The following is a 26,034-nucleotide window of genomic DNA, read 5'->3' on the forward strand; positions in this document are numbered from 1 at the left end:
TTATACCCGATAATTATCTGCTAATTGTCGGGTTAGTGTTTCCAGCTGTTCAACAGCCTCTCTGAAGGTATTAAAGGGCTGTTCGGTTAATAAACGAAACCGACGGTAGCGAATTTCTGCTAGCAGATATTTAGAACCTTTTCCATAAATCACAAATCCATCCAGTATGTCGACCTCAAAGCTAATATTGCCATTAAATACAGTGACAATGTGGCCGTTAACTTCCAATCTGTTCATATTGACTCCAATCCATGTCATCACTATTGGTTAAAGCGGTAATTATTAGAAAAAGTTAAATCCGGATGGATAAAGATAATTGATTCAATGTTGAGCAATCATCCTGAGCTAACACGCCTGTGAAAGAAAAAAGAAATGAAGCGTATTTTTATCGATTTAATCAATCTGATAACCATTTAAATAATAATCTATATATATCAGTTAATTAAACTTAATTGATTAATGAGTGGTAAAGGTTATTCTGTTGAAATTACATGCAAAAATAGAAATTTAGACAAGTAACAACTATCATTAACAGGTAGCAACATAAAGGAAAAAGCTGTTCGGCTAATTAACCGAATTAAGGGAGAGTATGAACAGCTAGTCTGACAGGAATGGATTTTTTTTGGAGGTGAATATGGGTTTTATTGCTTGGATTGTATTAGGTTTAATCGTAGGTATTCTGGCTAAATGGATCATGCCTGGTAAAGATGGTGGTGGTTTTATCGTAACCGTTATTCTGGGAATTGTTGGTGCATTAGTTGGTGGATATATCAGTTCCTTCTTCGGCTTCGGTACTGTCGATGGTTTCAATATCGGTAGCCTGGTGATTGCCGTTCTTGGTGCGCTGTTAGTTCTGTTTATCTACCGTAAAATCAAAAGCTAATCAGTTAGTTATTGAATAATTTCAGCCGCTAATTTAGCGGCTGATGTTTTTTATATCTCTGCATTATTTGCCGGTAAACCCCAACTGACAATTATGCTGTAGCCTTAAAGGCATGTAACCGATTCATGGCTTTAGTTATATCTTCTTTGATTAGAATATCGGTACAACGTACGGCTTCATCGATAGCGTCATCTATCATCTTCTGTTCCGAAGCCGGTGGTTTACCCAGAACAAATCCGGTAACTTTATTTTTATCACCCGGATGCCCAATACCAATTCGTAATCGATAAAAGTTAGGGTTATTTCCCAGCTTATTTGCGATATCTTTCAAACCGTTGTGACCACCATTACCACCACCCAATTTTAGTTTAGCAACACCGGGAGGAAGGTCTAGTTCATCATGCGCCACCAGAATTTCGTCGGGGGCAATTCGAAAGAAATTGGCCATAGCCAGCACTGCTTTTCCGCTTAAATTCATAAAAGTGGTAGGAACCAACAGTCTGATATCGTTACCTGCAATATTCAGGCGTGCAGTGTAGCCAAAGAACTTAGCTTCTTCTTTTAACGGTTGGTTATTGCGCTCGGCTAGCAGATCAACGAACCAGGCACCGGCATTGTGGCGAGTTTGAGCATATTCAGCCCCTGGGTTAGCTAAACCAACGATTAATTTAATACTACTCACAGTTAATTCCTACAAAACAATATGATGGTATCGGGAAGATAAATAACAAGCGAGGTAGTTTACCCTTAGTCCTGTGAATTACAAAATTGTCGCCAGATTGCCCGTTTGAAGCGCTGTGCCTATCAACAAAGCGTTGTTATTGCCTTAGCACAAATTGCTAAATTTGCTATCTAATGAATTGTAAGCAAATTGTAAGGATTATTGGCCAAGCTGTGATCGTAGCCACACAAATAATGTATTTGCGTGTCTATACTCATAGTGAAAGTAAGGATAAATCACTTCAGCAAGCTTTTGGTGGAGGGTACTATGAAACGCAGAAACGCAGTTTTACTCGGCAATATCCTAATGGGACTAGGTTTGGTTTCAATGATTGGGGGCGTAGGCCTGACCATCGTTGGCCATCTGAAGGATGTGGTACTTTTACCGGGAGACCTGGCCCATATACCCGTAATGGGAATTTTTGTTGGTGCCTTGGTGTGGTTGGTTGGGGCTCGTATTGGTGGGCGTGACCGGGTTGCAGATCGCTACTGGTGGATAAAACATAGCGATAACGGTGCTCGCAGATGCGGATATCGCCATAAACATCTGTAGGTTAAACCTTTGTGTTAGAAAAGCTAAAGGGTTGAACGGTAGGGTGTTGTAAATATTCATTAACTATCATATAGGCATACACATCATGATGCTTATCAATTGAGAAGCCCGTTATTCAATATTGAATAACGGGCTTTTTTCATTAGACAACTTTTAGCCAATGTGGAGAAATTAATGCTCAAACATGGCAGAAATTGACTCTTCGTTACTGATGCGGCGAATAGCCTCAGCCAGCATGCCGGAAAGCGTTAACGTACGAACTTTATTAATCGCTTTAATTTCAGCAGATAGTGGAATGGTGTCACAAACCACCACTTCATCAATCACGGAGTTTTTGATGTTATCGACGGCATTACCTGAGAAGATCGGGTGAGTCGCGTAAGCAAATACACGTTTAGCGCCACGCTCTTTCAGTGCTTCAGCTGCTTTACACAGGGTGCCACCAGTATCAATCATGTCGTCAACTAAAACGCAATCGCGGCCGTTAACATCACCAATAATATGCATCACCTGAGAAACGTTAGCACGCGGGCGACGTTTATCGATGATAGCCATATCAGTATCGTTAAGTAGTTTAGCGATAGCGCGGGCACGAACTACGCCACCAATGTCTGGAGAAACAACAATCGGACTTTCCAGATTCTGTTGCAGCATGTCTTCCAGCAGGATCGGGCTGCCGAATACGTTATCAACCGGTACATCGAAGAACCCTTGAATCTGTTCAGCATGTAGATCTACGGTTAAAACGCGGTCAACACCAACGCTGGAAAGAAAGTCAGCAACAACTTTAGCAGTGATTGGTACACGGGCAGAACGTACACGACGATCCTGACGGGCATAACCAAAGTAAGGAATTACCGCGGTAATACGACCAGCAGAAGCGCGACGCAGGGCATCAACCATAACGACTAATTCCATTAAATTGTCATTGGTTGGTGCACAGGTGGATTGGATAATAAAAATATCGCCACCGCGTACGTTTTCATTAATTTGAACACTCACTTCACCGTCACTAAAACGGCCTACAGCGGCGTCCCCAAGAGATGTATAAAGACGATTGGCTACACGTTGTGCTAGTTCCGGCGTAGCGTTACCAGCAAAGAGCTTCATGTCAGGCACGAGAAGAACCTCAGGCTTGCATCCAGATAAGATATCATCGCGGGCAGGGATAGAGCTGACCCATTGATGATATACGGAAATAGAGACCACAAAATGCTGTAAACAGGGCTGACTCCAGAATAGCTTTGGTTACAACATTTAAAGTAGTGCTCATTCTTGCCTTGAGAGTACAGCTTGCAACGGTGAGGTATTGACACCTTGCGCAACAAAACCATGTAACCACTCAGGGGCTTGTTTTAACACGTCAACAGCCGCCGCCTGTGTATCGAATTCCGAAAATACACAAGCACCTGTTCCTGTTAGACGTGATGGAGCATATTCTAACAGCCAAGAAATGAGCTGTTCAACCTCGGGGAACCTTTTTCTTGCGATTGGTTCACAATCATTTAAAAAAGGTGAGTCCAAAAGTGTGGTGAGAGTACGTTTTGGCGTATTTCTAACCAGATCCGGATCGTTAAAGATAAAGGGTGTGGGAATATGAACGCCCGGGTGAGCAACTAAATACCATTTCTCTTTTGGTTGGGCGAGTTGTAATTTTTCACCAACGCCTTCAGCAAAAGCAGCATGCCCATAAATAAATACCGGAACATCAGCACCCAGCGTTAATCCAATTTTACACAATTGTTCTGTTGTCAGCCCGCATTTCCACAAGTGGTTGAGGGCGACAAGTACCGTTGCTGCATTAGAGGAACCACCGCCAAGGCCGCCGCCCATAGGTAAAACTTTGTTAATGGAAATATCAGCACCGACATGACAACCACTGAACTGTTGTAACATTCGGGCCGCACGGATAATCAAGTTTTGCTCATCAGGAACACCGCTAATGGGTGTTAATAAGATAATTTTCTCATCTGTACGTAATGCAAAATTAAGTGTGTCACCATAATTAAGAAACTGAAACAGTGTTTGTAAATCGTGATAGCCGTCAGGGCGACGGCCATTAATATACAAAAACAGATTTAGTTTGGCGGGTGAGGGCCAGTCAACCATCATTGCAGCGTCCAGTTGTCCATCTTCAATTTGATTCGTTCTTCGTCGTGGGATATTTCCAGACGGCTCGGCAGGGCTGGCTGAACGTCTTGATTATAAGCCTGATAGTCAACAGTCCAGGTTTGTCCGTTTTGTTCCAGTGTCACTTTATGCAGACGGGCTTCTGGCGTCAGGGTGTAGTTTTTTGCATCGGCTGGCAGGCCAAGCATCCACTTACGCATATTGTTTAGTGGAATAGACATACCGGTCATTTCCTGGATCATTTTCTCTGCATCATCGCTGACATAACGTTGGCCTTGATCGTCAGTTAACTGTACCAGACCTGGCTGGACGTTTAGTTCCATGACGGTATTACCTAATGGATTGGTTAATACTAAACGATACTGGTCAGGATTCTGCTGTTGCCAAAAGAATCGGGCATACACTTTTTGTTCAGACGAAAGATACGCAAAAGCACCACGAGTTTGATATTGAGTGAGCGCAGTCACTTGCTGTTGGTGTTTTTGCCACTCAGGTGAAGAAGGCGAAACCGCCGTACCTTGTTGACCGGTTAACGTACAGGCAGTCAGAAATATGCTGGCTAAAGGGATCAGTTTTAGAAAAGTAGAAGTCCGTGTAAATGTCATGATGTTCTCGCCGGGATCCTGTCGATAACCGATAACGCTAATGACCTTAAGGTAAAACGTCAATCGGATTGTTATTTCGGGTAAAAATTGATGACATAAAGTATATCTGTTTTATGCCGATAAATCCTGCAAACACACTCTCACGATAAGTAGTGACTTTTATTGGTAGTCAGCATCAAGTAGAATATGCCAACGAAATACCGATTCAACTGAGAATCTACAATAACTATAACTATTTCATGACGCTGTTTGCACTTGGAATCAATCATAAAACTGCCCCGGTATCATTGAGGGAAAAGGTTACCTTTTCTCCGGATACATTAGGTGATGCATTGCAAAGCCTGCACCACCAACCTTTGGTGCAGGGCGGTGTCGTGTTGTCTACGTGTAACCGGACCGAGCTGTATTTAAGCGTTGAGCAGGATGAAAATACACTGCAACAACTGATTAAATGGTTATGCCAGTATCATCAGTTATCGCCAGAAGAATTAACTAAAAGTCTGTACTGGCATCAGGATTCTGATGCAGTCAATCACTTAATGCGTGTTGCCAGCGGGTTAGATTCTTTGGTGTTGGGCGAACCTCAAATATTGGGGCAGGTAAAGAAAGCTTTTGCCGAGTCGCAGGAACATCGTAAGTTAAACACGGAGCTTGAGCGCTTATTTCAAAAATCATTCTCTGTCGCGAAACGCGTTCGTACAGAAACCGAAATTGGCTCCAGTGCGGTGTCGGTTGCTTTTGCCGCCTGCACGCTGGCTCGTCAGATTTTCGAATCAATGAGCGACGTGAATGTCCTGCTGGTTGGCGCCGGTGAAACCATTGAGTTGGTGGCTCGTTATTTACGCGAACATCAGGTTAAAAAAATGGTTATCGCCAACCGTACGCGGGAAAGAGCGCAACAGTTGGCGGATGAAGTGCAGGCAGACGTTATCACCTTGCCTGAAATTGATGAACGCTTATATAAAGCAGATATTGTTATCAGTTCAACCGCCAGTCCGTTACCTATTATTGGTAAAGGAATGGTTGAGCGCTCGCTGAAAGCACGTCGTAATCAGCCAATGTTATTTATTGATATTGCCGTACCGCGTGATATCGAACCCGAAGTAGGTAATCTGTCAAACGTCTATCTCTATACCGTTGACGATTTGCATGCGATTATTGAGCATAATTTATCACAGCGTAAAGCGGCCGCCGTTCAGGCTGAAGATATCGTTCAGCAGGAAAGCGCCAACTTTATGGCATGGATGCGCTCACAGTCTGCGGTCTCTTCTATTCGGGATTACCGTTCAATGGCGGATGGTATTCGGGAAGAATTAGTGGAAAAAGCCTTATCCTCCATTGAACAGGGGGCTGATGTTGAAAGCACCATTAACGAACTGGCCCATAAACTTACCAACCGTCTTATTCACGCACCAACCAAATCTCTCCAGAAAGCGGCAAGCAGCGGCGATCTGGAACAATTAAATGTATTACGTGACAGCCTCGGGCTCGATCAGTATTAGTTTTCTTTTATTTTATTCACAAGGTGTTTAGCCACGCATGAAACCTTCTATTGTTGCTAAATTAGAAGCATTACAAGAGCGTCACGAAGAAGTACAGGCTCATCTGGGCGATGCGTCTGTGATTGCCGATCAGGATAGATTCCGTGCGCTTTCGCGGGAATATGCACAACTGGAAGATGTCACCAATTGTTTTCGTCAGTGGCAGAAAGTGCAAGAGGATCTGGTTGCAGCCGAAATGATGCTGGCCGACCCTGAAATGCGTGAAATGGCTCAGGAAGAGATCGATGAGGCCAAACAGCAAATTGAAACGCTGGAGCAACAGCTTCAGGTATTGTTGCTGCCAAAAGATCCGGATGATGAGCGCAACTGTTATCTTGAAGTCCGGGCAGGAACCGGTGGTGATGAAGCAGCAATTTTTGCTGGCGATCTGTTCCGTATGTATAGCCGTTATGCGGAATCTCGTCGTTGGCGCGTTGAGATTATGAGTGCTAATGACGGTGAGCACGGTGGTTATAAAGAGATCATTGCTAAAGTGACCGGTGACGGTGTGTATGGTCAGCTTAAGTTTGAGTCTGGTGGCCATCGGGTACAGCGCGTACCAGAAACTGAATCTCAAGGGCGTATCCATACCTCTGCCTGTACCGTTGCGGTTATGCCCGAAATTCCAGAGGCAGAGCTGCCGGATATTAACCCGACGGATCTGAAAATTGACACTTTCCGCTCTTCCGGTGCGGGTGGTCAGCACGTTAACACCACCGACTCTGCTATCCGGATAACTCACTTACCAACCGGTATTGTGGTGGAGTGTCAGGATGAACGTTCCCAACACAAAAACAAAGCTAAAGCGCTCTCGGTATTAGGTGCACGTATTCGTGCTGCTGAAATGCAAAAACGTCAGTCTGAAGAGGCATCAACGCGCCGTAACCTATTGGGTACCGGTGACCGTTCTGACCGTAATCGTACCTATAACTTCCCTCAGGGACGGGTAACTGACCATCGTATCAACCTGACAGTTTATCGTTTAGATGAAGTGATGGAAGGGAAGCTGGATATGCTAATTCAACCTATTGTTCAGGAATATCAGGCTGACCAACTGGCAGCGTTATCTGAGCAGGATGCATAATTTGACACCATGACATTTAATCAATGGTTAGAACAAGCCATCGTCAGATTGACTGGCGGTGACAGTCCTAAGCGGGATGCTGAAATCCTGCTGGGGCATGTAACAGGAAAAACGCGTACATTTCTGATGGCGTTTAGCGAAACAGAGCTGGATGCTCAACAGGAATCTCGTCTTAACGAACTGTTGTGCCGAAGGCTACAGGGAGAACCTATTGCCTATCTGGTTGGTTCCCGTGAGTTTTGGTCGCTATTATTGAAGGTTTCACCGGTAACATTAATTCCCCGCCCGGATACCGAGAAGTTAGTCGAGTTAGCATTAGAGCGATTACCTACCATTGACTGCGATATTCTGGATTTAGGCACCGGAACCGGTGCTATTGCGCTGGCGTTAGGTCATGAGCGTCCTGACAGTTCAGTGACGGGTATTGATTATCAGGCGGAAGCGGTCTCACTGGCGCAAGATAATGCAGATAATCTGAACATTAACAACGTCCATTTTGTGCAAGGTGACTGGTTTGGGCCGCTGAATGACGCCTATTTTGATATGATCGTTAGCAATCCTCCCTACATTGATGAAAGCGATCCGCATTTGAGCCAGGGCGATGTACGTTATGAACCAAACAGCGCATTAATTGCCGCACAACAGGGTTTTGCCGATTTAGACCATATTATTGAACAAGCACCGGAATATCTTAAACCTGGCGGTTGGCTATTGTTGGAACACGGCTGGACGCAGGGGGAGCAGGTACGAGCTTTGTTTAAACAGCGGGGTTTTGAATTGATTGCTACCCATCAGGATTATGGCGGCAATGAGCGAGTCACTCTGGGACGTTGGTTTAAACATTAAACTTGAATTATCACCGATCGGACACCAAATAAACAGGAACAGCTTTATATGTACATATGGGTAAAACATTTACATGTTCTCACCGCAGTAATCAGTATTGTGCTGTTTATTTTGCGTTTTTACTGGAAGTGGCGTAGCTCTGCCATTATGCAGCAACGCTGGGTTAAGATTGCACCTCATCTGAATGACACTATTCTATTCGGCACTGGTGTAGTGTTAATCTTTATTACCCACTTTTATCCATTCTCTGTTCAGGGAACCTGGTTAACTGAGAAGCTGATAGCCGTGGTGATTTATATCGTTTTGGGATATATCGCTTTGGGAAAACGGGATCGGAGTCAGATGGTGAAATCAGTAGCCTTTATGGCTGCAATACTCTGCCTGTATCTGATAGTTACATTAGCAACAAATAAAATGCCGTTATTTATGGGGTATGCATGAAGCGCGGAAGCATAACTGATTTTGAGTTTAACAATCATCCATTAAGCGAAGGTATTTACCTGATTACACGTTTAATTCGTGATGATTTTCCAGAAGATCAGGTTCGTTATGAGTTAGACCAGTTAGCCGGGAAGGCCAGAGAGCTTATTTCCAAAGATCTGGATGCAGATCTACAGCTCGAACAGTTACTGGAGTTGTTCTACCATACCTGGGGATTTGGTGGTGCAGGTGGCGTCTACAATTTGTCAGATACTTTATGGTTAGATAAAGTGTTAAAAACCCATCAGGGAGCACCTTCGTCATTAGGTTTGATATTGATGTATATTGCTAATCGACTGGATATACCTCTTTATCCGGTGATTTTCCCAACCCAGTTATTGATTAAAGCAGAGTGGTTGGATGGTGACAGTTGGGTAATTAACCCACTGAACGGTGAGACACTAACCAGCCATATTCTGGATGTCTGGCTAAAAGGGCATTTGGGTATCAGCGCAAGGTTGAGTAATGATGACCTGAGTGATGCAGAAAACAGTCAAATCATTATACGTTTATTGGGTTCTCTGAAAGGTGCATTAATGCAAGAGAACAAACCGGAATTAGCCTTGAGAGCCAGCGAGTTGGCCCTGAGTTTTGATCCGGAAGATCCTTATGAGATTCGCGATCGTGGTTTGATATATGCACAACTGGAGTGCAACCACATTGCAGCAAAAGATTTAAACTATTTTGTAGAGCAGTGCCCGGAAGATCCGGTGACTGAGATTATAAAATTACAGTTGAATAATATTGAACAAAACACCGTTACGCTTCATTAAGATGTAGTCAATAGCGGTAGTTAAATCTGTTAATCAAAGAGATTAAGGAAAAGACAGCATGAGTCAGAAAGTAGTTAAAATTGGTGACATTCCGGTAGCTAACGACCTGCCATTTGTCCTGTTTGGCGGTATGAACGTGCTGGAGTCACGGGATCTGGCGATGCGTATTTGTGAGCATTACGTTACCGTTACGCAAAAGTTAGGTATTCCTTATGTCTTTAAAGCCTCTTTTGATAAAGCTAACCGTTCTTCTATTCACTCTTATCGTGGCCCGGGCCTGGAAGAGGGAATGAAAATTTTTCAGGAACTGAAACAGGCGTTTGGTGTAAAAATTATTACCGATGTACACGAAAGTTGGCAGGCTCAACCGGTAGCTGATGTGGTGGACGTAATCCAGTTACCAGCATTCCTTGCTCGTCAGACCGATTTGGTGGAAGCCATGGCGCGTACCGGTGCGGTTATTAACGTTAAAAAGCCACAGTTTGTCAGCCCTGGTCAGATGGGAAATATCGTCGATAAATTTAAAGAAGGCGGTAACGATCAGATTATTCTCTGCGATCGTGGTAGTAACTTTGGTTATGACAATCTGGTTGTGGATATGTTGGGCTTTAACGTGATGAAGCAGGCAACAGGTGGTCATCCAGTGATTTTTGACGTAACACACGCCTTACAGTGTCGCGATCCATTTGGTGCTGCATCTGGTGGTCGTCGTGCTCAGGTTGCTGAACTGGCTCGTTCCGGTATGGCAGTTGGTATTGCTGGTCTGTTTATTGAAGCTCACCCGGATCCTGTACATGCTAAGTGTGATGGTCCTTCCGCGCTGCCTTTGGATAAGCTGGAGCCGTTCCTGACCCAGATGAAAGCCATTGATGAACTGGTTAAGAGCTTCCCGGAACTGGATACCAGTAAATAATATTCTGGTGATAGCTAACAGATAAGGAGAGCCATGGCTCTCCTTATTTTTTAAATATAAAATACAGTGCCTGTATTAATTTTCTAACACATATTAATCCTGATAACAGGGATTATTTATTTTTCCGTGTACTAAGATTGAGTTATATTTTTATTAAGCTGAGTTAAGAATCCATCAGTAAGTGCTACTAATTGTTTCAATGGCTTGATAACAGGTATTTGCGTGTTATTATCCCCAAATTCTCAAAGGGTTGAGGATAATTAATTGCTTTCCAGGGAGATAGCATATGTTTAAGAAAATCTGTTTAATTGTTCCTTTAATTATTTCTCCGGCCGTCTTTGCTGCGGAATCTAACGCGGGTAAAGATTACTGTGCGATAAAAGAGGAGAAAATTAATCAGCAGATCGAATATGCAAAAAAATATAATAATCCGAATCGTTTAGCCGGGTTAGAACGCGCATTAAGTAATGTAAAAGCTCACTGTAGCAATAAAGGCTATATTGCCGATGCAGAGAGTAAGATTGCAGATAAAGAGCGTAAAGTTGAAGAACGTCGTCAGGAACTGGCTGAAGCTAAAGCTTCCGGTAAGTCTGACAAAGTGAGTAAAAAACAGAAAAAGCTTCAGGAAGCTGAGGCCGAACTGGATGAAGCAATCAATTCGCTGTAGTTAATACATTCTATCAGTGGAAATGTAAGCCCCGTTTAAAACGGGGCTTTATAATAATTATTTACCAAGACTTCCTGATTAATCAGGAATTCCAGACCCTGCCATCAACGCCTCTTCCATCGAGGCATAGAACGCCAGTTTACCGGCAATCGGCTTAATACCTGCCCGCGCCAGTGTCTTTAATGGTTGATATTGAATATCACAGTTAATCAGTTCGGTACCTTCCGGTAAAACATCGATAAACCGTTGGAATGCACTCAGGCCACCGGCGTCCAGTACTGGTACGGCATCCCATTGCAGGATAATCACCCGTTGGTTTTCAATACGCTGTGTTAACTCATTAAAGATTCTTTCTGCTGCGGCAAAGAACAGAGGGCCGCTAACCCGCATCACCAGCCGATCGGGGGTTGACTCCGAGGTCATTTCCGATAGGCGCGTCATACGCGCAATTCGGCGCATAAATAGTAATGAGGCCAGCACAATACCAACAGTGATGGCAATGACCATATCGAATAGCACCGTGAGGCTCATACAAAGAAGCATCACGATAATGTCGTCTTTTGGTGCACGGCGTAAAATATCGATAACTTTATGCGCTTCGCTCATATTCCATGCCACTAATAACAACAGGGATGACATGGCTGCCAGAGGCAAATAGGAAAGTGCAGGCGCTAAAACCAGTAACGCCATAATCACTAATATTGAGTGGACAATAGCAGAAACAGGGGAACTGGCCCCCGCACGCACGTTAGCGGCGGAGCGGGCAATTGCGGCGGTGGCAGTTATTCCACCAAAGAATGGCGCCGTCAGATTTCCCAGTCCCTGACCAATCAATTCACCATTAGAATGATGTTTTTTACCGGTCATTCCATCCAATACCACGGCACAGAGTAGTGATTCAATCGCTCCTAACATAGCCATTGAAAAAGCTGCAGGTAGTAAAGCAGAAATGGTATCCCAACTGAGCTCAAAGGTTTTACCACTGATATCCGGAATATTCCAGGGCAGTACAAACTGAGGAAGAATAGGTGGAATGCCCTGGCCGCTGCTGCCATCAGGCATCAGATAATGAAACTTAGAGCCTATGGTGGCAACCGAATAACCAAACCAGGACAGCAGGGCCATAACGGCGGTTCCTGCCAGCAACGCAGGTAAGTGACCAGGGATGCGTAATTTTAAACGAGGCCATAATATCAGCACGGCTAAGGTTACGCTGGCAATCAAGGTATCCGCCCAACTGATGGTCGGCATAGCAGAAGCCAATGCGACGACTTTATCAATGTAGTGTTCCGGTACATCCAGCGTCAGACCAAAGAAATCTTTAATCTGCATGGTAGCAATAGTAATACCGATACCAGAGGTGAAGCCTAAGGTAACTGAGATCGGAATATATTCAATCAGACGACCAAAACGAGCCAGCCCCATAATTACCAAAAACACTCCGGACATCAGAGTGGCAATTAATAAGCCAGATAGGCCAAACTGTTGGGATACCGGATAAAGAATCACCACAAAGGCAGCGGTTGGCCCTGAAACGCTGTAGCGCGAGCCTCCGGTAACGGCAATGACTATACCGGCAATGGCTGAAGTATACAGGCCATATTGTGGTGGTACTCCACTGGCGATTGCCAATGCCATTGCCAGTGGGATTGCAATAATCCCTACGGTAATACCGGCAATAATGTCTTTAAGGAAACGTTGAAGTGTATAGGATTCGCGCCAACAGGCATCAATCAGTGCACTGAACGGTCTGACACCGTTAATTCCATGCGTTTTCATCGTGGGATAACCTGACCCTAAAATAGAGCTAAAAAAATGGCGGGCTGTAGTAACCCGTCGCAAATTTATCTGATAACCATACTCCCTTTGTAAAATTATTGCATGGGGTATATCAATGAATCTGACTATTTCATTGTGAAGTAAAAATAATCGGTGTATTAACCGGTAAAAGATAATTAATGCTTTGTTTGCTAAGGGTAAATCAGCTGTTAAAAATCAAGATTAAATCAATCTGTGCGTTTAACCTGAAACGATCGTTATCAAACCGGGCTAACTATTTAATTAATTTAAATAAATATGAAAAATGCATACGAAAAAAGGGAGGGTGAAACGGGGAGTGCTTAAGACCTGCTTTATCTGGTTATAGCTATTAGCTCGCTATTATCCATCAGACCGGTTAAAAAACATATTGTGATATCAATAGGTTTAAACAGGAGAGAGTAAGGAGGGGAATAACGTGCAAACAGAGCTTCTGAATTCAGAAAGTATCTGAAAGCACGTTAACAATAGCAGAACTTATTTAATCTCTGCCGCAGTAGTCTCATCAGTGGTTGACCAAATGCGGTAACGAACCTGAATATCCTGTGGCGCATAAATCACAATAGGCAGTTTACTGTTATAGCGTTGCAGGAAGTCGCCGTGGGGAATCGTTACCAGCGCTTTGTGTTTCTTACCATCCGGACAAGCCATCATGGTTGAAACCGGGCCGCTTACATCACTTAAAACGAAATAGTTATATCCCCATCCTTCAAGAGTTTTGTTTTCTAACTTGCCACCGAGCATTTGACGGTTACAGTCGACTTCCATCTCTTTTCCCATCACCAGTTCAACTTTCAGGTTATTTTCATTCTCTACTGCAGGTAGAAAAATGGCGTGGCGAACCTGACCTTTTTGTGCTTCAGGATAAGGGGCGATCTCTTTTAGTTCCGGAGATTTAGAGGCTGGAGCAATCTCTTTTGACACAGATGTTTCTTCTTTAGGTGCTGAACCAATACGGTTTTGGCTTGGTGTTTCAGCTAATACATGAGTAGAGATACCAATTAAAGCGGCCATCAGAGTGAGCTTAATCTTCATTCGCTATTTTCCTTCTTTAAATAAACTAATTATAAGCATTATATGCTGATAGTGTTAATGCTTCTACTACAATCGTCGAATTCATACTTCAGCTTATTATCCATGCCATAAACCCCATAGCTAAATGGAAAGCAATCAAAGCCAGTGAGTGAATAATGCTAACAATCACTTTAATTGATTATTTTATTTTGAAATCAATCACAGAACTCACTATTGGTAAGGGTTTGACCAATCAGTAGTGATATTTGTCACAATTTTAACGCCATTGGAAGCATATAAACGTTCAGTAGTTGATTGAATGGAGGTGGTATTGAGCGCCTCCCAAATAGCGAAACGGGGCGTATATATGACTTTTGATGTGCAAAAAAATTTACTCAATTTATTGGCGCTGGATGGGATATCTGGCCACGAGCATAAAATAGCGGCTGTTATGCAGCAGCAGTTTAGTCAGAGCGCTCATCAGGTATGGCAGGATCGACTGGGTAACATCGTTGCTCAATACGGTAGTCGATCGCCTGATGCTTTTCGGCTGATGATTTTCGCCCATATGGATGAAGTGGGCTTCATGGTGCGCAAAATTGAAGAGAATGGTTTTTTGCGTTTTGAGCGAGTAGGTGGCCCAGCGCAGATTACCATGTCAGGATCCACTGTCAGACTGGATGGTGAACACGGCCCGGTGCACGGTTGTATTGGCATTAAATCTTATCATTTCAGTAAAGGCGATGAACGTACTCAACCTCCGGGGATTGAACATCTGTGGATTGATATAGGTGCAGCAGATAAGCAGGATGCTGCCCGGATGGGAATCAAAGTAGGAACGCCGGTATGTTTATATAACCCACCGCAACTTTTAGCCAATGATCTGGTTTGCAGTAAAGCGCTGGACGACCGGCTGGGATGTACCGCATTGCTGGGCGTTGCCGCAGCAGTAGAACAGCTGGAGCTGGATATTGCGCTTTATCTGGTGGCTTCGGTACAAGAGGAATTCAATATTCGGGGGATTTTGCCGGTATTACGTCGGGTTAATCCGGATATGGCAATAGGTATTGATATTACCCCATCTTGCGATACCCCCGATTTATCAGATTATTCCGATGTGGTTATCAATAAAGGCCCGGGTATTACCTGTCTGAATTATCACGGACGGGGAACGCTGGCCGGTCTTATTACGCCACCTAAACTGATTGCTTTTCTGGAAAAAGCGGCGGCCGAACATCAGATTCCGGTACAAAGAGAAGTGGCTCCGGGCGTGATTACTGAAACTGGTTATATCCAAATGGAGCAAGACGGTATTCCTTACGCAAGCCTGTCTATTCCTTGTCGCTATACCCATTCCCCCAGCGAAGTGGCCAGCATCCGCGATCTGAGTGATTGCATTCGATTATTAACCGCCATAGCCCAAATTGAGGGGCAACAGTTCCCTGTTGCTGCCAGATAAGCGTTGGCACATAACAACTCTCTTATGATGAGGTACAACAAGATGAAGAAGATATTGGTAGCCTGTGGAACAGGCATGTCCACCTCAACCATGATTGCGCAGCGATTGCAGGAATATTTAACTGCGCAAGGGATCCCGGTGAGCACATCTCAATGTTGTCTGAATGAGATCCCTTATAACTGCAGTGGAATGGATTTGATCGTGACGTCCATGAAAGTGGATAAGGATTACGGCATTCCCACGCTGAACGGTGCACCGTTATTAATCGGCATTAATGATGATGTGCTTAAAGAAAAAATCAAAGCACTGCTAAGCCAATAGGGCGGGAGGCGTTATGTTTGATTACATTTTGTCTCTTGGAGGAACCGTTTTTGTACCCATGGTGATGATTCTGATTGGTTTGATTTTCAGAATTCCAGTTCTGCAAGCGGTAAAAGCGGGGGGTAACGGTAGGTATTGGTTTCGTTGGTATGGGGTTAGTCATTGTTATGGCAATAGATAGCCTCAGCCCACCGATAAAAATCATGATTGAACGCTTTGGTCTGAACCTGCATATATTGGATGTTGGTGCAGGGCCAGCCTCCGGCGTTGGTTATGCCACCGCCATTGGCGCCATTATTATTCCGGTGATTTTCTTACTCAATATCGGCATGTTGGTGACCCGGTTAACTAAAACCATGAACGTCGATATTTATAACTACTGGCACTATGCTATTACCGGTTCGGTTGTTCAACTGATGACGGGAAATATGATTTATGGTGTGCTGGCTGCGATATGCCATGCGGCACTTTCCCTGAAAATTGCCGATCTGACGGCGAAACGAGTACAAAGCATTGTTGGGCTGGAAGGGATTTCTATTCCACAAGGGTATGGTTCCAGTTCAGTGCCGTTATTTATCCTGTTAGATAAACTTTATAGCTATGTTCCGTTCCTTAAGGGACGAAATATTGATGCGACCGAAATTCAGAAACGCTTCGGCATGGTTGGCGATCCGGTGATTATCGGTGTAGTGCTGGGGCTGATTTTTGGTTTATCCGCAGGAGAAAACTTTAAAGGCACCATGACACTGATGATCACTGTCGCGGCAATTATGGTGCTATTTCCTCGAATGATCCGCCTGATTGTGGAAGGTTTAATGCCTATTTCAGACGGTGCGCGTAAATTCTTCCAAAAATATCTTCACGGTCGGGAAGTTTATATTGGCCTGGACACCGCAGTGACGCTGGGGCATCCAACCACCATTGCTGTCGGACTGTTGCTGATTCCGATTATGTTATTAATTGCCAGCGTATTACCCGGTAATCAGGTATTACCGCTGGCGGATCTTCCCGTCGCACCATTTTTCATTTGTATGGCAACAGTGATTCATCGTGGTGACCTGATTCGCACCTTAATTAGCGGTGTGATTGTCATGATGACCGTATTACTTATTGCCACTCAGTTCGCCCCTTATTTTACCGAAATGGCCCGCAATGGTGGATTTAGCTTTGCTGCCGACGGTGCGCAAATCAGTGCGTTATCCGTAGGGAATATGTTTGGCTGGTCGATTGTTGAGTTAATGGCAATGGGCATTATTGGTGTGGTGATTGCAGTGGGTTCGGTATGTGCAATTGTGCTGTGGTTACGCACCAAAGAGCTATCGGCATAAAAGATTATTAACCATTTTTATAATGTCTAAATTGAACAGGAGTAACAGAAATGAGTTGGCTTAAGTCAGTTATTGGCACAGAAAAAGCGGTGATAGCCATGTGTCATTTTCGAGCATTGCCGGGAGATCCTGGTTTTGATAACAGCAAAGGGATGAGCTGGGTGATTGATCGGGCATATGATGATTTGACCGCTTTACAAAACGGCGGAGTGGATGCAGTGATGTTTTCCAATGAGTTTAGTATGCCTTACTTAACCAAAGTGAAACCAGAAACCTCAGCGGCAATGGCTCGCATTATTGGTCAACTGATGGCAGAAATTCGGGTTCCATATGGGGTAAACGTACTCTGGGATCCGGTGGCCTCTTTTGATTTGGCGATGGCGGTAGACGCACAGTTTATTCGGGAAATTTTTACCGGTGCTTATGCCAGTGATTTTGGTGTCTGGAATACTAATGTTGGAGAAACTATCCGGCACCAGCAACGAATTGGCGCAGGAAAAGTGAAGACCTTGTTTAATATTGTGCCGGAAGCCGCAGTCTATTTAGGCAATCGGGATATTCAGTCTATTGCTAAATCAACGGTATTTAACAATCGTCCGGATGCACTCTGTGTTTCAGGTTTGACCGCCGGAAGTAAAACTGACTCAGCCACGCTGAAGTTAGTTAAAGATACTGTACCTGGCACGGTGGTGTTGGCAAATACTGGGGTTTGTCTGGAAAACGTGGAAGAACAGTTATCCATTGCTGATGGTTGCGTCACTGCCACACACTTCAAGAAAGACGGCATCTTTGAAAACTTTGTCGATGGGGATCGTGTAGCGCGATTTATGGATAAGGTTCGTAGTATTCGCCAATAAAAAGGGATAAGCAAAGTGCTTACCCCCGGAAGTTAGCCATTGAACAGGCTATTCCCCCGAAGTCTTCGCCAAAAGTACCTTCGGGGGAATATTACAATAACCTAATGGTTAAAGGAGTCAACGATGTTGATTGAGGATTGTAAAGCCGCGCAGGCTTTACGCCATGCTGAATCATGGGCTGAAGCCGTGGCGCTGGCAGCCAACCCTTTGATTGAGCTTGGCTATGCAAAAACAGAGTATATACAGGGCATTATTGATAATACGCGGGAGTATGGACCCTACTATTTGATTGCACCGGGAATTGCCTTACCTCATGCGCGGCCACAGCAAGGGGCTATCCGTAACGGCGTGGCATTTACCACCTTGTCGCAACCTGTGAGTTTTGGTCATGACGAATGCGACCCCATCTGGCTGCTTATTTGCGTAAGCGCAACCGATGCTGAACAGCACATCAAGACTATTCAGGCCATTGCTTCTCTGTTGGATAATTCAGTACTGATAACACAAATTCAGCAGGCCAGAAATGATAATGAACTTTATCGATTATTAGCTTCGGCAACCGTGGATATCTGACTATGTTAACCACCATTCATCCTTCACTGGCCTCTGCCTGTCAGCTTGAGTTAGGGAAAACTCTCGATCAGTTGAATGAAGCAACTATAGGTTCGATACATTTGGATATTGAAGACAGCAGCTTTATTCGGAATATCACCTTTGGTTTAAAAACCGTTACTCAGGTTTCGGGGGCTACACATCACCCTTTGTCGTTTCATCTAATGGTCGGCGATCCTTTCCCGTGGATTGAGTGGCTGAAACCACTTAATCCTGCCTGGATATTTGTTCATGTTGAAACACTGGCGAATCCAGCCGAAATTCTGACCTTAATCAAAGGTATCGGGAGCAAAGCCGGGCTGGCGTTCAATCCCGCAACGCCACTGGCACCTTACTCTTATCTGGCTTCACTGGCAGATAGCCTAATGATTATGACCAGTGAACCTGATGGTATGGGGCAGCGTTTTAATCCGCTGCTGATTGATAAAGTTGCGCAGGCTACATCACTGTTTAAAGACATAGAAATTTGGGCCGATGGTGGTATTACGCTCGCAACAGCTAACAAACTGCATGCTGCCGGAGCACGACATCTGGTGCTGGGACGAGCGCTATTTGATTCAGAAGATTATGTAGCAAACGTCAATACTTTTCGGGAGGTTGGGGATGAGCGATAAACGTTCCGATCGAATGCGTAATATTTTGCACTATCTGTGGCAACATAAAAAGATAGAGACGCGTCAGGCAGTTGAACTGTTTGGTTATGCTGAAGCGTCTGTCAGACGAGATTTTCAGATTATTGTGGATGGCTATCCGGGAATGGTCCGTTGCCATGGTGGTATCGTTTTTGATAAAACCACCGTCGATCAAGAGTACATTTTTGACGTCAAGCAGAGTATTCAACGAGTGGCTAAACAGGATATTGCTCAGTTTGCCCGTAACATGATAAAGCCGGATGACTGCATTCTGTTGGATTCCGGATCAACCTGTCTGGAGCTGGCTAAGCGGCTGTCGGACATCTCTGCTAAAGTGATTACCACTGATGTAAAAATAGCCAATCAGTTGGGATGTTATAACCAACTGGAAAGCTATATCGTTGGCGGTATGATTCGCTCCGGGTATTTTTCTGTAGGTGAAAGCTTAGCCGTTGATATGTTGAAGTTATTTTCAGCGGATAAAACCTTTATGTCTTGTGATGCATTATCTCTGGAGAGTGGGATAACCAATTCCACCGTTTTTGAGGTTGGGGTAAAAAAAATGCTGATCCAGCGGGCCCGACAGGTGGTATTACTGGCGGATCACAGTAAATTTGATCAGATAAAACCTCACAGTGTGGCGACGTTGCTCTCTATGACCTGTATTATTACCGATGCATTACTGCCAGAGGAGACGTTTCAACGTTACCGGCAGGCAGGAATTAATATCATCAGAGCGGGAGAAAGAGGGTATGACGACGGCTATTATCTTTGATATGGATGGTGTACTGGTGGATTCCGAGCCTGTCTGGGTCAAAGTGGAAAAAGAGATTTATTTGCAGTGTTATGGTGTTCATTTAGGCGACGAAGATTTTAAAGATAGCGCCGGTATTCGTATCGATAAACAGCTGACAGAATACCATCATCGTTATTCACTCCCGTTGGAAGAGGTTTCACACCGCGCAGAAGAAATCGTTACTGAAGTTGGCCGTCGAATACAGACTAATCCTCAACCGATGCCAGGAGTAGTTGAATTGCTGGAAACTATTCAACAACATGGTTTGCCAATGGTTGTTGCGTCTTCTTCACCACAAAAGCAAATTGCCCGCGTATTAGATGCCTTAAATATCAGCCATTACTTTTCTCATCAAATATCTGCTGAAGGCATGATCAACGGTAAGCCTCATCCGGTTGTCTTTTTGCAGGCGGCAGATATACTCAGCGTCAATCCGGAAGACTGTATCGTGATTGAAGACGCGGTAAACGGTATGGTAGCGGCGAAAGCAGCGCAAATGAAAGTGATTGTTATGCCAGCACCAGAGGCGCGTCAGGATAAGCGATTTGGATTAGCCGATGTACAAGTTAATACGCTAAGCGAAGTTTGGCAGGCAATACAGCAGTTAAAATAGATACCGCCCCGGCTCTCATTGAAAAGAGCATCCAGAATGGCAGTGTGGTAATCAAACCTCGTTGCCATATTTATCCTGTTTTATAATTTCCTATCCAATTAGATAAATTAATTCGCAATGGTTTTTTGCGAATATATCCTCATAAAATTAATTTAAAAAATAATATTGATATGATTCAATAGATTAAATTTATTCTCTCATCTTTTTTAAAAGTTGGCACGCTTATCGCTATATATCTGGCATGAAGGGCAGCAACGTTAGAACAGATAATCAAAGATAGATAGATTGTGATAACAAAGAAGATTGCGTTCTGCTCACCAGATTAAATTTGTCTCAAAGGAGAATGAGAATGGCGAATATCCAACTATTTAAATCATTAACCGGTCGTAGTTTACCAAAAGCTAAGGATCTGAATGAAGCAGGTGGAACCGCATACCGTTTTAGTGCAGAACATGCATTGGCGCAATACGCCGCAACAGGCTGTTTAAATGGTACTTATTATGCTTCGGCAGAAATGCAGTTAGATACCGTTATGTCGTTGTGTGCTCAGGTCGACCCATTAATGCTGGCAAAAATAGCCGTGTACTCCCGTCAATATGGTTATATGAAAGATATGCCGGCATTGTTGTTAGCCATACTGTCAGTTAAGGGAAAAGAGTATTTACCGATGGCATTTCCACGAGTAGTGGATAACGGCAAAATGTTGCGTAACTTTGTACAAATATTACGCAGTGACACAGTGGGACGTAAATCCTTAGGTACACGTCCTAAAAAATTAGTGCAGGATTGGTTAAATAATGCCAGTGAGAAAGCATTGTTATCAGCGGCGGTAGGTAATAACCCTTCGTTGGCTGATGTTGTAAAAATGGTACACCCAAAACCACAAGAAAGCTGGAGAGAAGCCTTCTTTGCCTGGTTAATTGGTAAACCCTATGATGAAAAGGCATTACCGCCAATTACTCGCGCGTTTGAACAGTATAAACGTCAGGGTAACTGCGATGAAGGTGGATTACCGGCCGTGCCGTTTCAGATGTTAACGTCATTAAATTTAACCTCGGCAGACTGGGCAGAAATTGCAAAGCAGGGTAGCTGGCAGATGGTACGAATGAATCTGAACACCTTTGCTCGTCACGGCGTGTTTGAATTACCGGGCATGGCAAAAGTGATTGCTGATAAGTTGGGTGACAGAAAGAACATTATGCAGGCAAAAGTGTTCCCTTATCAGCTAATGACGGCATATCAGTCAGCCAGTAAAGATATTCCGCTAGTTGTGCGTGAAGCATTACAGGATGCGTTGGAAATTGCATTAGAAAACGTATTGCCGGTAGCAGGAAAAATGGTGGTGTGTCCGGATGTATCGGGTTCAATGCACTCTCCGGCAACTGGTTACCGCCCGGGGGCAACAACGGTAACTCGCTGTGTTGATATTGCAGCATTGATTGCGGCCACTTATCTGCGTAAACAGCGCGATACGTTAATCGTACCTTTTGAGTATCAAGTGGTAGAAAGTAATCGGATTGTGTTGAACCCAAGGGATACGGTGTTGACTAATGCGACCAAACTGGCGGCCGCTTGCGGTGGTGGAACAGATTGTAGCGCACCGCTGAAATGGTTAAATGCCAAAGGTATTCGTGCTGATGTCGTACTGCTGGTTTCGGATAACGAATCCTGGGGAAGTATTAATCGTCAGGGAAGTGGCGCAACTGAGACTATGCGCCAATGGGAGATGTTTAAACGTTTTAATCCGTCGGCCAGACTAATTTGTCTGGATATCCAACCCTATGCCACGACACAGGCCTGGGAACGAGAAGACATTCTGAATATTGGTGGTTTTTCCGACACGGTATTTCAGATGATTAGCGCATTTTCTCAGGGACAAATGCAATCTGAACATTGGTTAGGTGAAATTGATAAAGTGACATTGTCACAGTAACTGAGCATCGTGGCATAACAGCTAAAAGCGGGTAATAAGAGATTTGTCTTCCCGATCATCATAATGTTATGCCACTCCTGATAAAGGAGGAATGCCGATGGAACTACATCACTACGAATGAGGAGGTCACGGGTTCGAATCCCGTCGGTTCCGTCACAATGGAACCGTAGCTCAGAGGCAGAGCACCGGATGCTTGCATCCACTACGTTTCATCACTTTTGTCCTCCGCTTTTTCAGGGCCAGAGTCAGATTAAATAGTTAAAGTAATGGTTAGAACAATTGCAGAACAACGTAAACAGGTAACAAATGCTCGTAGAGATTACATGGTTTAGCCGGTTCGAACCCGGCCTCCGTAAGGAGATATCTCTGCATCACTGGTTGTTATCGGTTTGCTTACGAATAAGCGGTAAATGCGCGCGAAACTACAGTGTTCCCGGTTCGAGTCCGGGTTACTGAGTAATCAGCAATAGCTCAAATTGGTAGAGCGAGTGTTTCGTACAATACTTGTTACCGCAGCTAAATACAGGGCGAATGCCAGTGGAACTACATCCTAATGCAAAGGTCGCGGGTTCAACTCCCGCCGGAATCTAACCAGGTTCCGTAGCTCAGTTGGATAGAGCATTGTGAATGTTTCACCAAAACTTGTCGCCCGACCTTATCAATACCGTTTGTTGAAATGACAAGACAAACGACGAAATGGAAGAGAATAAAGGATAAATAATGAAACCCTCAATTCAGGTAATGAACGTTGAGAATGGCCGTCCGGTAAAAATGTGGACTCAGGGAGTTCCGGTTGAAGACGAAGCTAAACGTCAGTTAGAGAACACCGCAAAAATGCCGTTTATCTTTAAACATATTGCAGTGATGCCGGATGTGCATTTGGGTAAAGGTTCAACCATTGGGTCTGTGATTCCTACCATAGGAGCAATTATCCCTGCTGCGGTAGGGGTGGATATCGGTTGTGGAATGATTGCAGTGAGAACCTCCCTGCATGCCAGCGATTTACCGGATAACTTATCTGCGGTGCGTGATGCCATAGAACGAGCGGTACCACACGGACGAGAAGTGAATCGCTCCAAGCGAGATAAAGGAGCCTGGAATGATGTGCCTGAAGTGGTAAACCGTGCATGGTTGCAGTTAGACCCTGACTTTAAGCAGATTATTGATAAGTATCCTAAGTTGAAAAATACTAACAACCGCGTTCACTTAGGAACGCTGGGAACCGGTAACCACTTTATCGAGGTTTGTCTGGATGAGAATCAGGCAGTGTGGTTTATGTTGCACTCTGGTTCACGCGGTATCGGTAATGCTATCGGAAGTCTGTTTATTGAACTGGCGAAAAAAGATATGCAACGACATTTTATTAATCTGCCGCATCAGGATTTAGCTTATCTGGTTGAAGGTAGTGAGCATTATAACGATTACGTTTTTGCCGTTGATTGGGCGCAGCGTTATGCCCGCTTAAATCGTGAAACGATGATGAATAATGTGATTGCGGCGGTACGTAGTGTAATTACTAAACCCTTTACTTTAGAAATGGAAGCGGTGAACTGCCACCATAACTATGTACAGAAAGAGCAGCATTTCGGTCAGGATGTATTGGTAACTCGTAAAGGTGCAGTGAGTGCTCAGACCGGTGAGTTGGGTATCATTCCAGGCTCGATGGGTGCCAGATCCTTTATCGTACGTGGAAAAGGTAACCCGGACGCGTTCTGCTCCTGTAGTCACGGAGCGGGTCGGACTATGAGCCGTACCGAAGCCAAACGTCGTTTTTCAATAGAAGATCAGATCAAGGCCACAGCAGGCGTTGAATGCCGTAAAGACTCAGATGTTATTGATGAGATACCTATGGCCTATAAAGATATTGATGCAGTGATGACTGCACAGTCAGAGTTGGTAGAGATTGTTCATACTTTAAAACAGGTAGTTTGCGTTAAAGGGTAACCATCTGATGCTCTGAGTATAAAATTGAAAAGGAACTTAAAGTGCAATGGATTGAAATTGATGGTTCAAAAGGTGAAGGCGGAGGACAAATTCTCCGCAGCGGATTGTCGCTGTCGATGCTCACGGGTAAAGCCGTACGTTTTACTCATATTCGTGCCGGGCGAAGTAAGCCCGGTATTATGCGCCAACATCTAACCGCCATTCTGGCTGCGCAGCAGATTTGTGCTGCTCAGGTAAGTGGTGCAACATTAAATTCAACGGAATTAACGTTTATTCCGGGCCAAATTAAGTCCGGAGACTATCAGTTTGATTTGGGTGGCGCGGGCAGTTGTGCCTTGGTATTACAGACGCTGTTACCGGCCTTATGGTCAGCCAATGGTGAAAGTAGGGTTAGATTGAGTGGTGGTACCCATAACCCTATGGCGCCATCAACCAGTTTTCTACAGCAGGTTTGGTTGCCACTAATGGATAGAATGGGGGCGAAATCAACCTTATTGGTACATCGCTGTGGTTTTTATCCTGCAGGTGGTGGTGAGGTTGAGATTACTGTTTATCCCGTCAAACAATGGCAAACATTACATCTGCTTCAGCGCGGTAAGCTGATTGAGATTGGTGCACAATCCCTGATTGCTGATGTACCTGATTCAGTTGCTCGCAGAGAATTGAATATCGTAAAACAGCAGCTAAAAGTTGAAGAATCAAAGTTAAGTTCAGTTGACGTGTCTTCAGCAAGGTGTGCCGGTAATGCCCTGTTGGTGAAATTGCAATTTGAACATTTAACAGAACTATTTTGCACCATTGGTACTAAGGGCAAAGCAGCAGCCAAGGTGGCACAAGAAGCTTGTGATGAAGCACAAGCCTATTTGACGTCGACAGCGGCGGTGGGTGAGTATTTAGCCGATCAATTACTATTGCCAATGGCGATAGCGGGGGAAGGAAGTTTTACTACCTCTGAGATAACCGATCATCTCTCTACTAACGCTTTAGTCATCTGTCAGTTTTTAAATTGCCGTATTGATATTCAATCGGTAGATCAGGGAACTGAAGTAACCATACAAAAGCAGTGAAATTGCTGTTGCAATAAGCCTGACGATAGATATGAGTAGTACAAGACTCTGACAAAGGCACTCCAATATGGAGTGCCTTTGGTTTTTCAGCAAAAATATTGAGTAACGTATTAGGAATTAATTTGAAAAATAACATGATGTTTTGAAAAACGTGATGATTTGCATTTTTTAAGATACAGCTTATTTTAAATATCGGTTATCCCTAATTAAAAAGTAAATAAATAAGATTTTACTTATATATTTTCCTGTTTGTTTTGGTAATATTTATTTTCATCTACCTTTTAAATTCAGTTTTTTATATTTTCATTATTTTTAATTTACATATTGATTGATAAGTTATAATTCTGTTTTCAATATGATTATTTTAAATTAATAATTATATAAAAATATAAATAATGGCTTACTTGATATAAGTAATTACTAATTTACAATGCTTTGGATTAAT

General features: G+C 44.0%; 26 protein-coding genes and 1 pseudogene. 20 read left to right on the forward strand and 7 right to left on the reverse strand.

Annotated elements, in window-relative coordinates; genetic code table 11:
- Nucleotides 1–237, reverse strand: a complete 237-nt coding sequence (locus GOL65_RS19585) for a hypothetical protein (protein WP_140917845.1) — start codon at nt 235–237, stop codon at nt 1–3.
- A 397-nt stretch (nt 238–634) separates the two neighbouring features.
- Here GOL65_RS19585 and GOL65_RS19590 point away from each other — a divergent pair, with 397 nt between their 5' ends.
- Nucleotides 635–883, forward strand: coding sequence for a GlsB/YeaQ/YmgE family stress response membrane protein (locus tag GOL65_RS19590; RefSeq protein WP_130591517.1), 249 nt, complete (start codon nt 635–637; stop codon nt 881–883).
- 91 nt (nt 884–974) lie between these two features.
- Here the strand turns inward: GOL65_RS19590 and pth are convergent, their stop codons facing one another.
- Nucleotides 975–1,565 (reverse strand): aminoacyl-tRNA hydrolase, encoded by a 591-nt coding sequence (pth, locus tag GOL65_RS19595; protein ID WP_140917844.1) that lies wholly within the window; start codon nt 1,563–1,565, stop codon nt 975–977.
- Nucleotides 1,566–1,871: 306 nt separating this feature from the next.
- Between pth and ychH the strand changes: the two genes are divergently transcribed.
- Complete coding sequence (ychH, locus tag GOL65_RS19600; RefSeq protein WP_140917843.1) at nt 1,872–2,156, forward strand: stress-induced protein YchH; 285 nt, start codon at nt 1,872–1,874, stop codon at nt 2,154–2,156.
- Nucleotides 2,157–2,327: 171 nt separating this feature from the next.
- Here ychH and prs read toward each other — a convergent pair whose 3' ends face one another.
- The 3 genes from prs to lolB form a co-directional block, all read right to left on the reverse strand.
- Complete coding sequence (prs, locus tag GOL65_RS19605) at nt 2,328–3,275, reverse strand: ribose-phosphate diphosphokinase (RefSeq protein ID WP_047781175.1); 948 nt, start codon at nt 3,273–3,275, stop codon at nt 2,328–2,330.
- Between the two features lie 150 nt (nt 3,276–3,425).
- On the reverse strand, nt 3,426–4,268 hold the full coding sequence (gene ispE / locus GOL65_RS19610) for a 4-(cytidine 5'-diphospho)-2-C-methyl-D-erythritol kinase (RefSeq protein ID WP_140917842.1): 843 nt from the start codon (nt 4,266–4,268) through the stop codon (nt 3,426–3,428).
- Nucleotides 4,265–4,891, reverse strand: a complete 627-nt coding sequence (lolB, locus tag GOL65_RS19615; RefSeq protein ID WP_140917841.1) for a lipoprotein insertase outer membrane protein LolB — start codon at nt 4,889–4,891, stop codon at nt 4,265–4,267. Before lolB ends, ispE begins: the two co-directional genes overlap by 4 nt.
- Before the next feature lie 239 nt (nt 4,892–5,130).
- Between lolB and hemA the strand changes: the two genes are divergently transcribed.
- The 7 genes from hemA (at nt 5,131) to GOL65_RS19650 (ending at nt 11,195) form a co-directional block, all read left to right on the forward strand.
- A complete protein-coding gene (hemA, locus tag GOL65_RS19620) occupies nt 5,131–6,393 on the forward strand; it encodes a glutamyl-tRNA reductase (protein ID WP_140918403.1) in 1,263 nt (420 codons plus the stop codon).
- A 37-nt stretch (nt 6,394–6,430) separates the two neighbouring features.
- Nucleotides 6,431–7,516: a peptide chain release factor 1 gene (gene prfA / locus GOL65_RS19625; RefSeq protein WP_140917840.1), complete on the forward strand. Its 1,086-nt coding sequence runs from the start codon at nt 6,431–6,433 to the stop codon at nt 7,514–7,516.
- A 9-nt stretch (nt 7,517–7,525) separates the two neighbouring features.
- Nucleotides 7,526–8,362, forward strand: coding sequence for a peptide chain release factor N(5)-glutamine methyltransferase (gene prmC / locus GOL65_RS19630; RefSeq protein WP_140917839.1), 837 nt, complete (start codon nt 7,526–7,528; stop codon nt 8,360–8,362).
- Nucleotides 8,363–8,410: 48 nt separating this feature from the next.
- Nucleotides 8,411–8,803 (forward strand): SirB2 family protein, encoded by a 393-nt coding sequence (locus GOL65_RS19635; protein ID WP_140917838.1) that lies wholly within the window; start codon nt 8,411–8,413, stop codon nt 8,801–8,803.
- Complete coding sequence (sirB1, locus tag GOL65_RS19640; RefSeq protein WP_140917837.1) at nt 8,800–9,615, forward strand: invasion regulator SirB1; 816 nt, start codon at nt 8,800–8,802, stop codon at nt 9,613–9,615. The genes GOL65_RS19635 and sirB1 overlap by 4 nt, the downstream gene beginning before the upstream one ends.
- 58 nt (nt 9,616–9,673) lie before the next feature.
- Nucleotides 9,674–10,528 (forward strand): 3-deoxy-8-phosphooctulonate synthase, encoded by an 855-nt coding sequence (kdsA, locus tag GOL65_RS19645; protein WP_140917836.1) that lies wholly within the window; start codon nt 9,674–9,676, stop codon nt 10,526–10,528.
- Between the two features lie 286 nt (nt 10,529–10,814).
- Nucleotides 10,815–11,195, forward strand: coding sequence for a DUF1090 domain-containing protein (locus tag GOL65_RS19650; protein WP_140917835.1), 381 nt, complete (start codon nt 10,815–10,817; stop codon nt 11,193–11,195).
- Between the two features lie 78 nt (nt 11,196–11,273).
- On the opposite strand, the gene dauA is transcribed toward GOL65_RS19650, so the two are convergent.
- A complete protein-coding gene (gene dauA, locus GOL65_RS19655) occupies nt 11,274–12,974 on the reverse strand; it encodes a C4-dicarboxylic acid transporter DauA (RefSeq protein WP_140917834.1) in 1,701 nt (566 codons plus the stop codon).
- A 516-nt stretch (nt 12,975–13,490) separates the two neighbouring features.
- Complete coding sequence (gene eco / locus GOL65_RS19660) at nt 13,491–14,027, reverse strand: serine protease inhibitor ecotin (RefSeq protein ID WP_140918402.1); 537 nt, start codon at nt 14,025–14,027, stop codon at nt 13,491–13,493.
- 367 nt (nt 14,028–14,394) lie between these two features.
- Here eco and GOL65_RS19665 point away from each other — a divergent pair, with 367 nt between their 5' ends.
- The 11 genes and pseudogenes from GOL65_RS19665 to rtcA all read left to right on the forward strand — a co-directional run bounded on the left by GOL65_RS19665 (nt 14,395) and on the right by rtcA (nt 25,589).
- Nucleotides 14,395–15,486: a M42 family metallopeptidase gene (locus GOL65_RS19665; protein WP_140917833.1), complete on the forward strand. Its 1,092-nt coding sequence runs from the start codon at nt 14,395–14,397 to the stop codon at nt 15,484–15,486.
- A gap of 42 nt (nt 15,487–15,528) precedes the next feature.
- Complete coding sequence (gene sgcB / locus GOL65_RS19670; RefSeq protein ID WP_140917832.1) at nt 15,529–15,807, forward strand: PTS sugar transporter subunit IIB SgcB; 279 nt, start codon at nt 15,529–15,531, stop codon at nt 15,805–15,807.
- A gap of 13 nt (nt 15,808–15,820) precedes the next feature.
- A pseudogene (sgcC, locus tag GOL65_RS19675) lies at nt 15,821–17,135 on the forward strand (PTS sugar transporter subunit IIC SgcC).
- Nucleotides 17,136–17,185: 50 nt separating this feature from the next.
- Nucleotides 17,186–17,992 carry a BtpA/SgcQ family protein gene (locus tag GOL65_RS19680; RefSeq protein ID WP_140917831.1) on the forward strand — a complete coding sequence of 269 codons (807 nt, stop codon included), beginning with the start codon at nt 17,186–17,188 and terminating at the stop codon, nt 17,990–17,992.
- 126 nt (nt 17,993–18,118) lie between these two features.
- Nucleotides 18,119–18,565 carry a PTS sugar transporter subunit IIA gene (locus tag GOL65_RS19685; protein WP_140918401.1) on the forward strand — a complete coding sequence of 149 codons (447 nt, stop codon included), beginning with the start codon at nt 18,119–18,121 and terminating at the stop codon, nt 18,563–18,565.
- A 2-nt stretch (nt 18,566–18,567) separates the two neighbouring features.
- Complete coding sequence (locus GOL65_RS19690; protein WP_140917830.1) at nt 18,568–19,218, forward strand: beta/alpha barrel domain-containing protein; 651 nt, start codon at nt 18,568–18,570, stop codon at nt 19,216–19,218.
- Complete coding sequence (locus GOL65_RS19695) at nt 19,208–20,011, forward strand: DeoR/GlpR family DNA-binding transcription regulator (protein ID WP_140917829.1); 804 nt, start codon at nt 19,208–19,210, stop codon at nt 20,009–20,011. The genes GOL65_RS19690 and GOL65_RS19695 overlap by 11 nt, the downstream gene beginning before the upstream one ends.
- Complete coding sequence (gene hxpB, locus GOL65_RS19700) at nt 19,989–20,645, forward strand: hexitol phosphatase HxpB (RefSeq protein WP_140917828.1); 657 nt, start codon at nt 19,989–19,991, stop codon at nt 20,643–20,645. Before GOL65_RS19695 ends, hxpB begins: the two co-directional genes overlap by 23 nt.
- A 349-nt stretch (nt 20,646–20,994) precedes the next feature.
- Nucleotides 20,995–22,578: a vWA domain-containing protein gene (locus GOL65_RS19705; protein WP_140917827.1), complete on the forward strand. Its 1,584-nt coding sequence runs from the start codon at nt 20,995–20,997 to the stop codon at nt 22,576–22,578.
- Nucleotides 22,579–23,298: 720 nt separating this feature from the next.
- Nucleotides 23,299–24,522 carry an RtcB family protein gene (locus GOL65_RS19710; RefSeq protein WP_140917826.1) on the forward strand — a complete coding sequence of 408 codons (1,224 nt, stop codon included), beginning with the start codon at nt 23,299–23,301 and terminating at the stop codon, nt 24,520–24,522.
- A gap of 41 nt (nt 24,523–24,563) precedes the next feature.
- Nucleotides 24,564–25,589, forward strand: coding sequence for an RNA 3'-terminal phosphate cyclase (gene rtcA / locus GOL65_RS19715; protein ID WP_218652061.1), 1,026 nt, complete (start codon nt 24,564–24,566; stop codon nt 25,587–25,589).
- Nucleotides 25,590–26,034 lie beyond the last annotated feature (445 nt).

The sequence above is a fragment of the Limnobaculum xujianqingii genome (assembly GCF_013394855.1).
Classification (GTDB): domain Bacteria; phylum Pseudomonadota; class Gammaproteobacteria; order Enterobacterales; family Enterobacteriaceae; genus Limnobaculum; species Limnobaculum xujianqingii.

What these genes read in the sequence shown, in the direction of transcription:
- GOL65_RS19585 (WP_140917845.1), bottom strand. Translation starts at nt 237, where the DNA reads ATGAACAGATTGGAAGTTAACGGCCACATTGTCACTGTATTTAATGGC.
- GOL65_RS19590 (WP_130591517.1), top strand. Translation starts at nt 635, where the DNA reads ATGGGTTTTATTGCTTGGATTGTATTAGGTTTAATCGTAGGTATTCTG.
- ychH (WP_140917843.1), top strand. Translation starts at nt 1,872, where the DNA reads ATGAAACGCAGAAACGCAGTTTTACTCGGCAATATCCTAATGGGACTA.
- ispE (WP_140917842.1), bottom strand. Translation starts at nt 4,268, where the DNA reads ATGATGGTTGACTGGCCCTCACCCGCCAAACTAAATCTGTTTTTGTAT.
- lolB (WP_140917841.1), bottom strand. Translation starts at nt 4,891, where the DNA reads ATGACATTTACACGGACTTCTACTTTTCTAAAACTGATCCCTTTAGCC.
- hemA (WP_140918403.1), top strand. Translation starts at nt 5,131, where the DNA reads ATGACGCTGTTTGCACTTGGAATCAATCATAAAACTGCCCCGGTATCA.
- prfA (WP_140917840.1), top strand. Translation starts at nt 6,431, where the DNA reads ATGAAACCTTCTATTGTTGCTAAATTAGAAGCATTACAAGAGCGTCAC.
- prmC (WP_140917839.1), top strand. Translation starts at nt 7,526, where the DNA reads ATGACATTTAATCAATGGTTAGAACAAGCCATCGTCAGATTGACTGGC.
- GOL65_RS19635 (WP_140917838.1), top strand. Translation starts at nt 8,411, where the DNA reads ATGTACATATGGGTAAAACATTTACATGTTCTCACCGCAGTAATCAGT.
- sirB1 (WP_140917837.1), top strand. Translation starts at nt 8,800, where the DNA reads ATGAAGCGCGGAAGCATAACTGATTTTGAGTTTAACAATCATCCATTA.
- kdsA (WP_140917836.1), top strand. Translation starts at nt 9,674, where the DNA reads ATGAGTCAGAAAGTAGTTAAAATTGGTGACATTCCGGTAGCTAACGAC.
- GOL65_RS19650 (WP_140917835.1), top strand. Translation starts at nt 10,815, where the DNA reads ATGTTTAAGAAAATCTGTTTAATTGTTCCTTTAATTATTTCTCCGGCC.
- dauA (WP_140917834.1), bottom strand. Translation starts at nt 12,974, where the DNA reads ATGAAAACGCATGGAATTAACGGTGTCAGACCGTTCAGTGCACTGATT.
- eco (WP_140918402.1), bottom strand. Translation starts at nt 14,027, where the DNA reads ATGGCCGCTTTAATTGGTATCTCTACTCATGTATTAGCTGAAACACCA.
- GOL65_RS19665 (WP_140917833.1), top strand. Translation starts at nt 14,395, where the DNA reads ATGACTTTTGATGTGCAAAAAAATTTACTCAATTTATTGGCGCTGGAT.
- sgcB (WP_140917832.1), top strand. Translation starts at nt 15,529, where the DNA reads ATGAAGAAGATATTGGTAGCCTGTGGAACAGGCATGTCCACCTCAACC.
- GOL65_RS19680 (WP_140917831.1), top strand. Translation starts at nt 17,186, where the DNA reads ATGAGTTGGCTTAAGTCAGTTATTGGCACAGAAAAAGCGGTGATAGCC.
- GOL65_RS19690 (WP_140917830.1), top strand. Translation starts at nt 18,568, where the DNA reads ATGTTAACCACCATTCATCCTTCACTGGCCTCTGCCTGTCAGCTTGAG.
- GOL65_RS19695 (WP_140917829.1), top strand. Translation starts at nt 19,208, where the DNA reads ATGAGCGATAAACGTTCCGATCGAATGCGTAATATTTTGCACTATCTG.
- hxpB (WP_140917828.1), top strand. Translation starts at nt 19,989, where the DNA reads ATGACGACGGCTATTATCTTTGATATGGATGGTGTACTGGTGGATTCC.
- GOL65_RS19705 (WP_140917827.1), top strand. Translation starts at nt 20,995, where the DNA reads ATGGCGAATATCCAACTATTTAAATCATTAACCGGTCGTAGTTTACCA.
- GOL65_RS19710 (WP_140917826.1), top strand. Translation starts at nt 23,299, where the DNA reads ATGAAACCCTCAATTCAGGTAATGAACGTTGAGAATGGCCGTCCGGTA.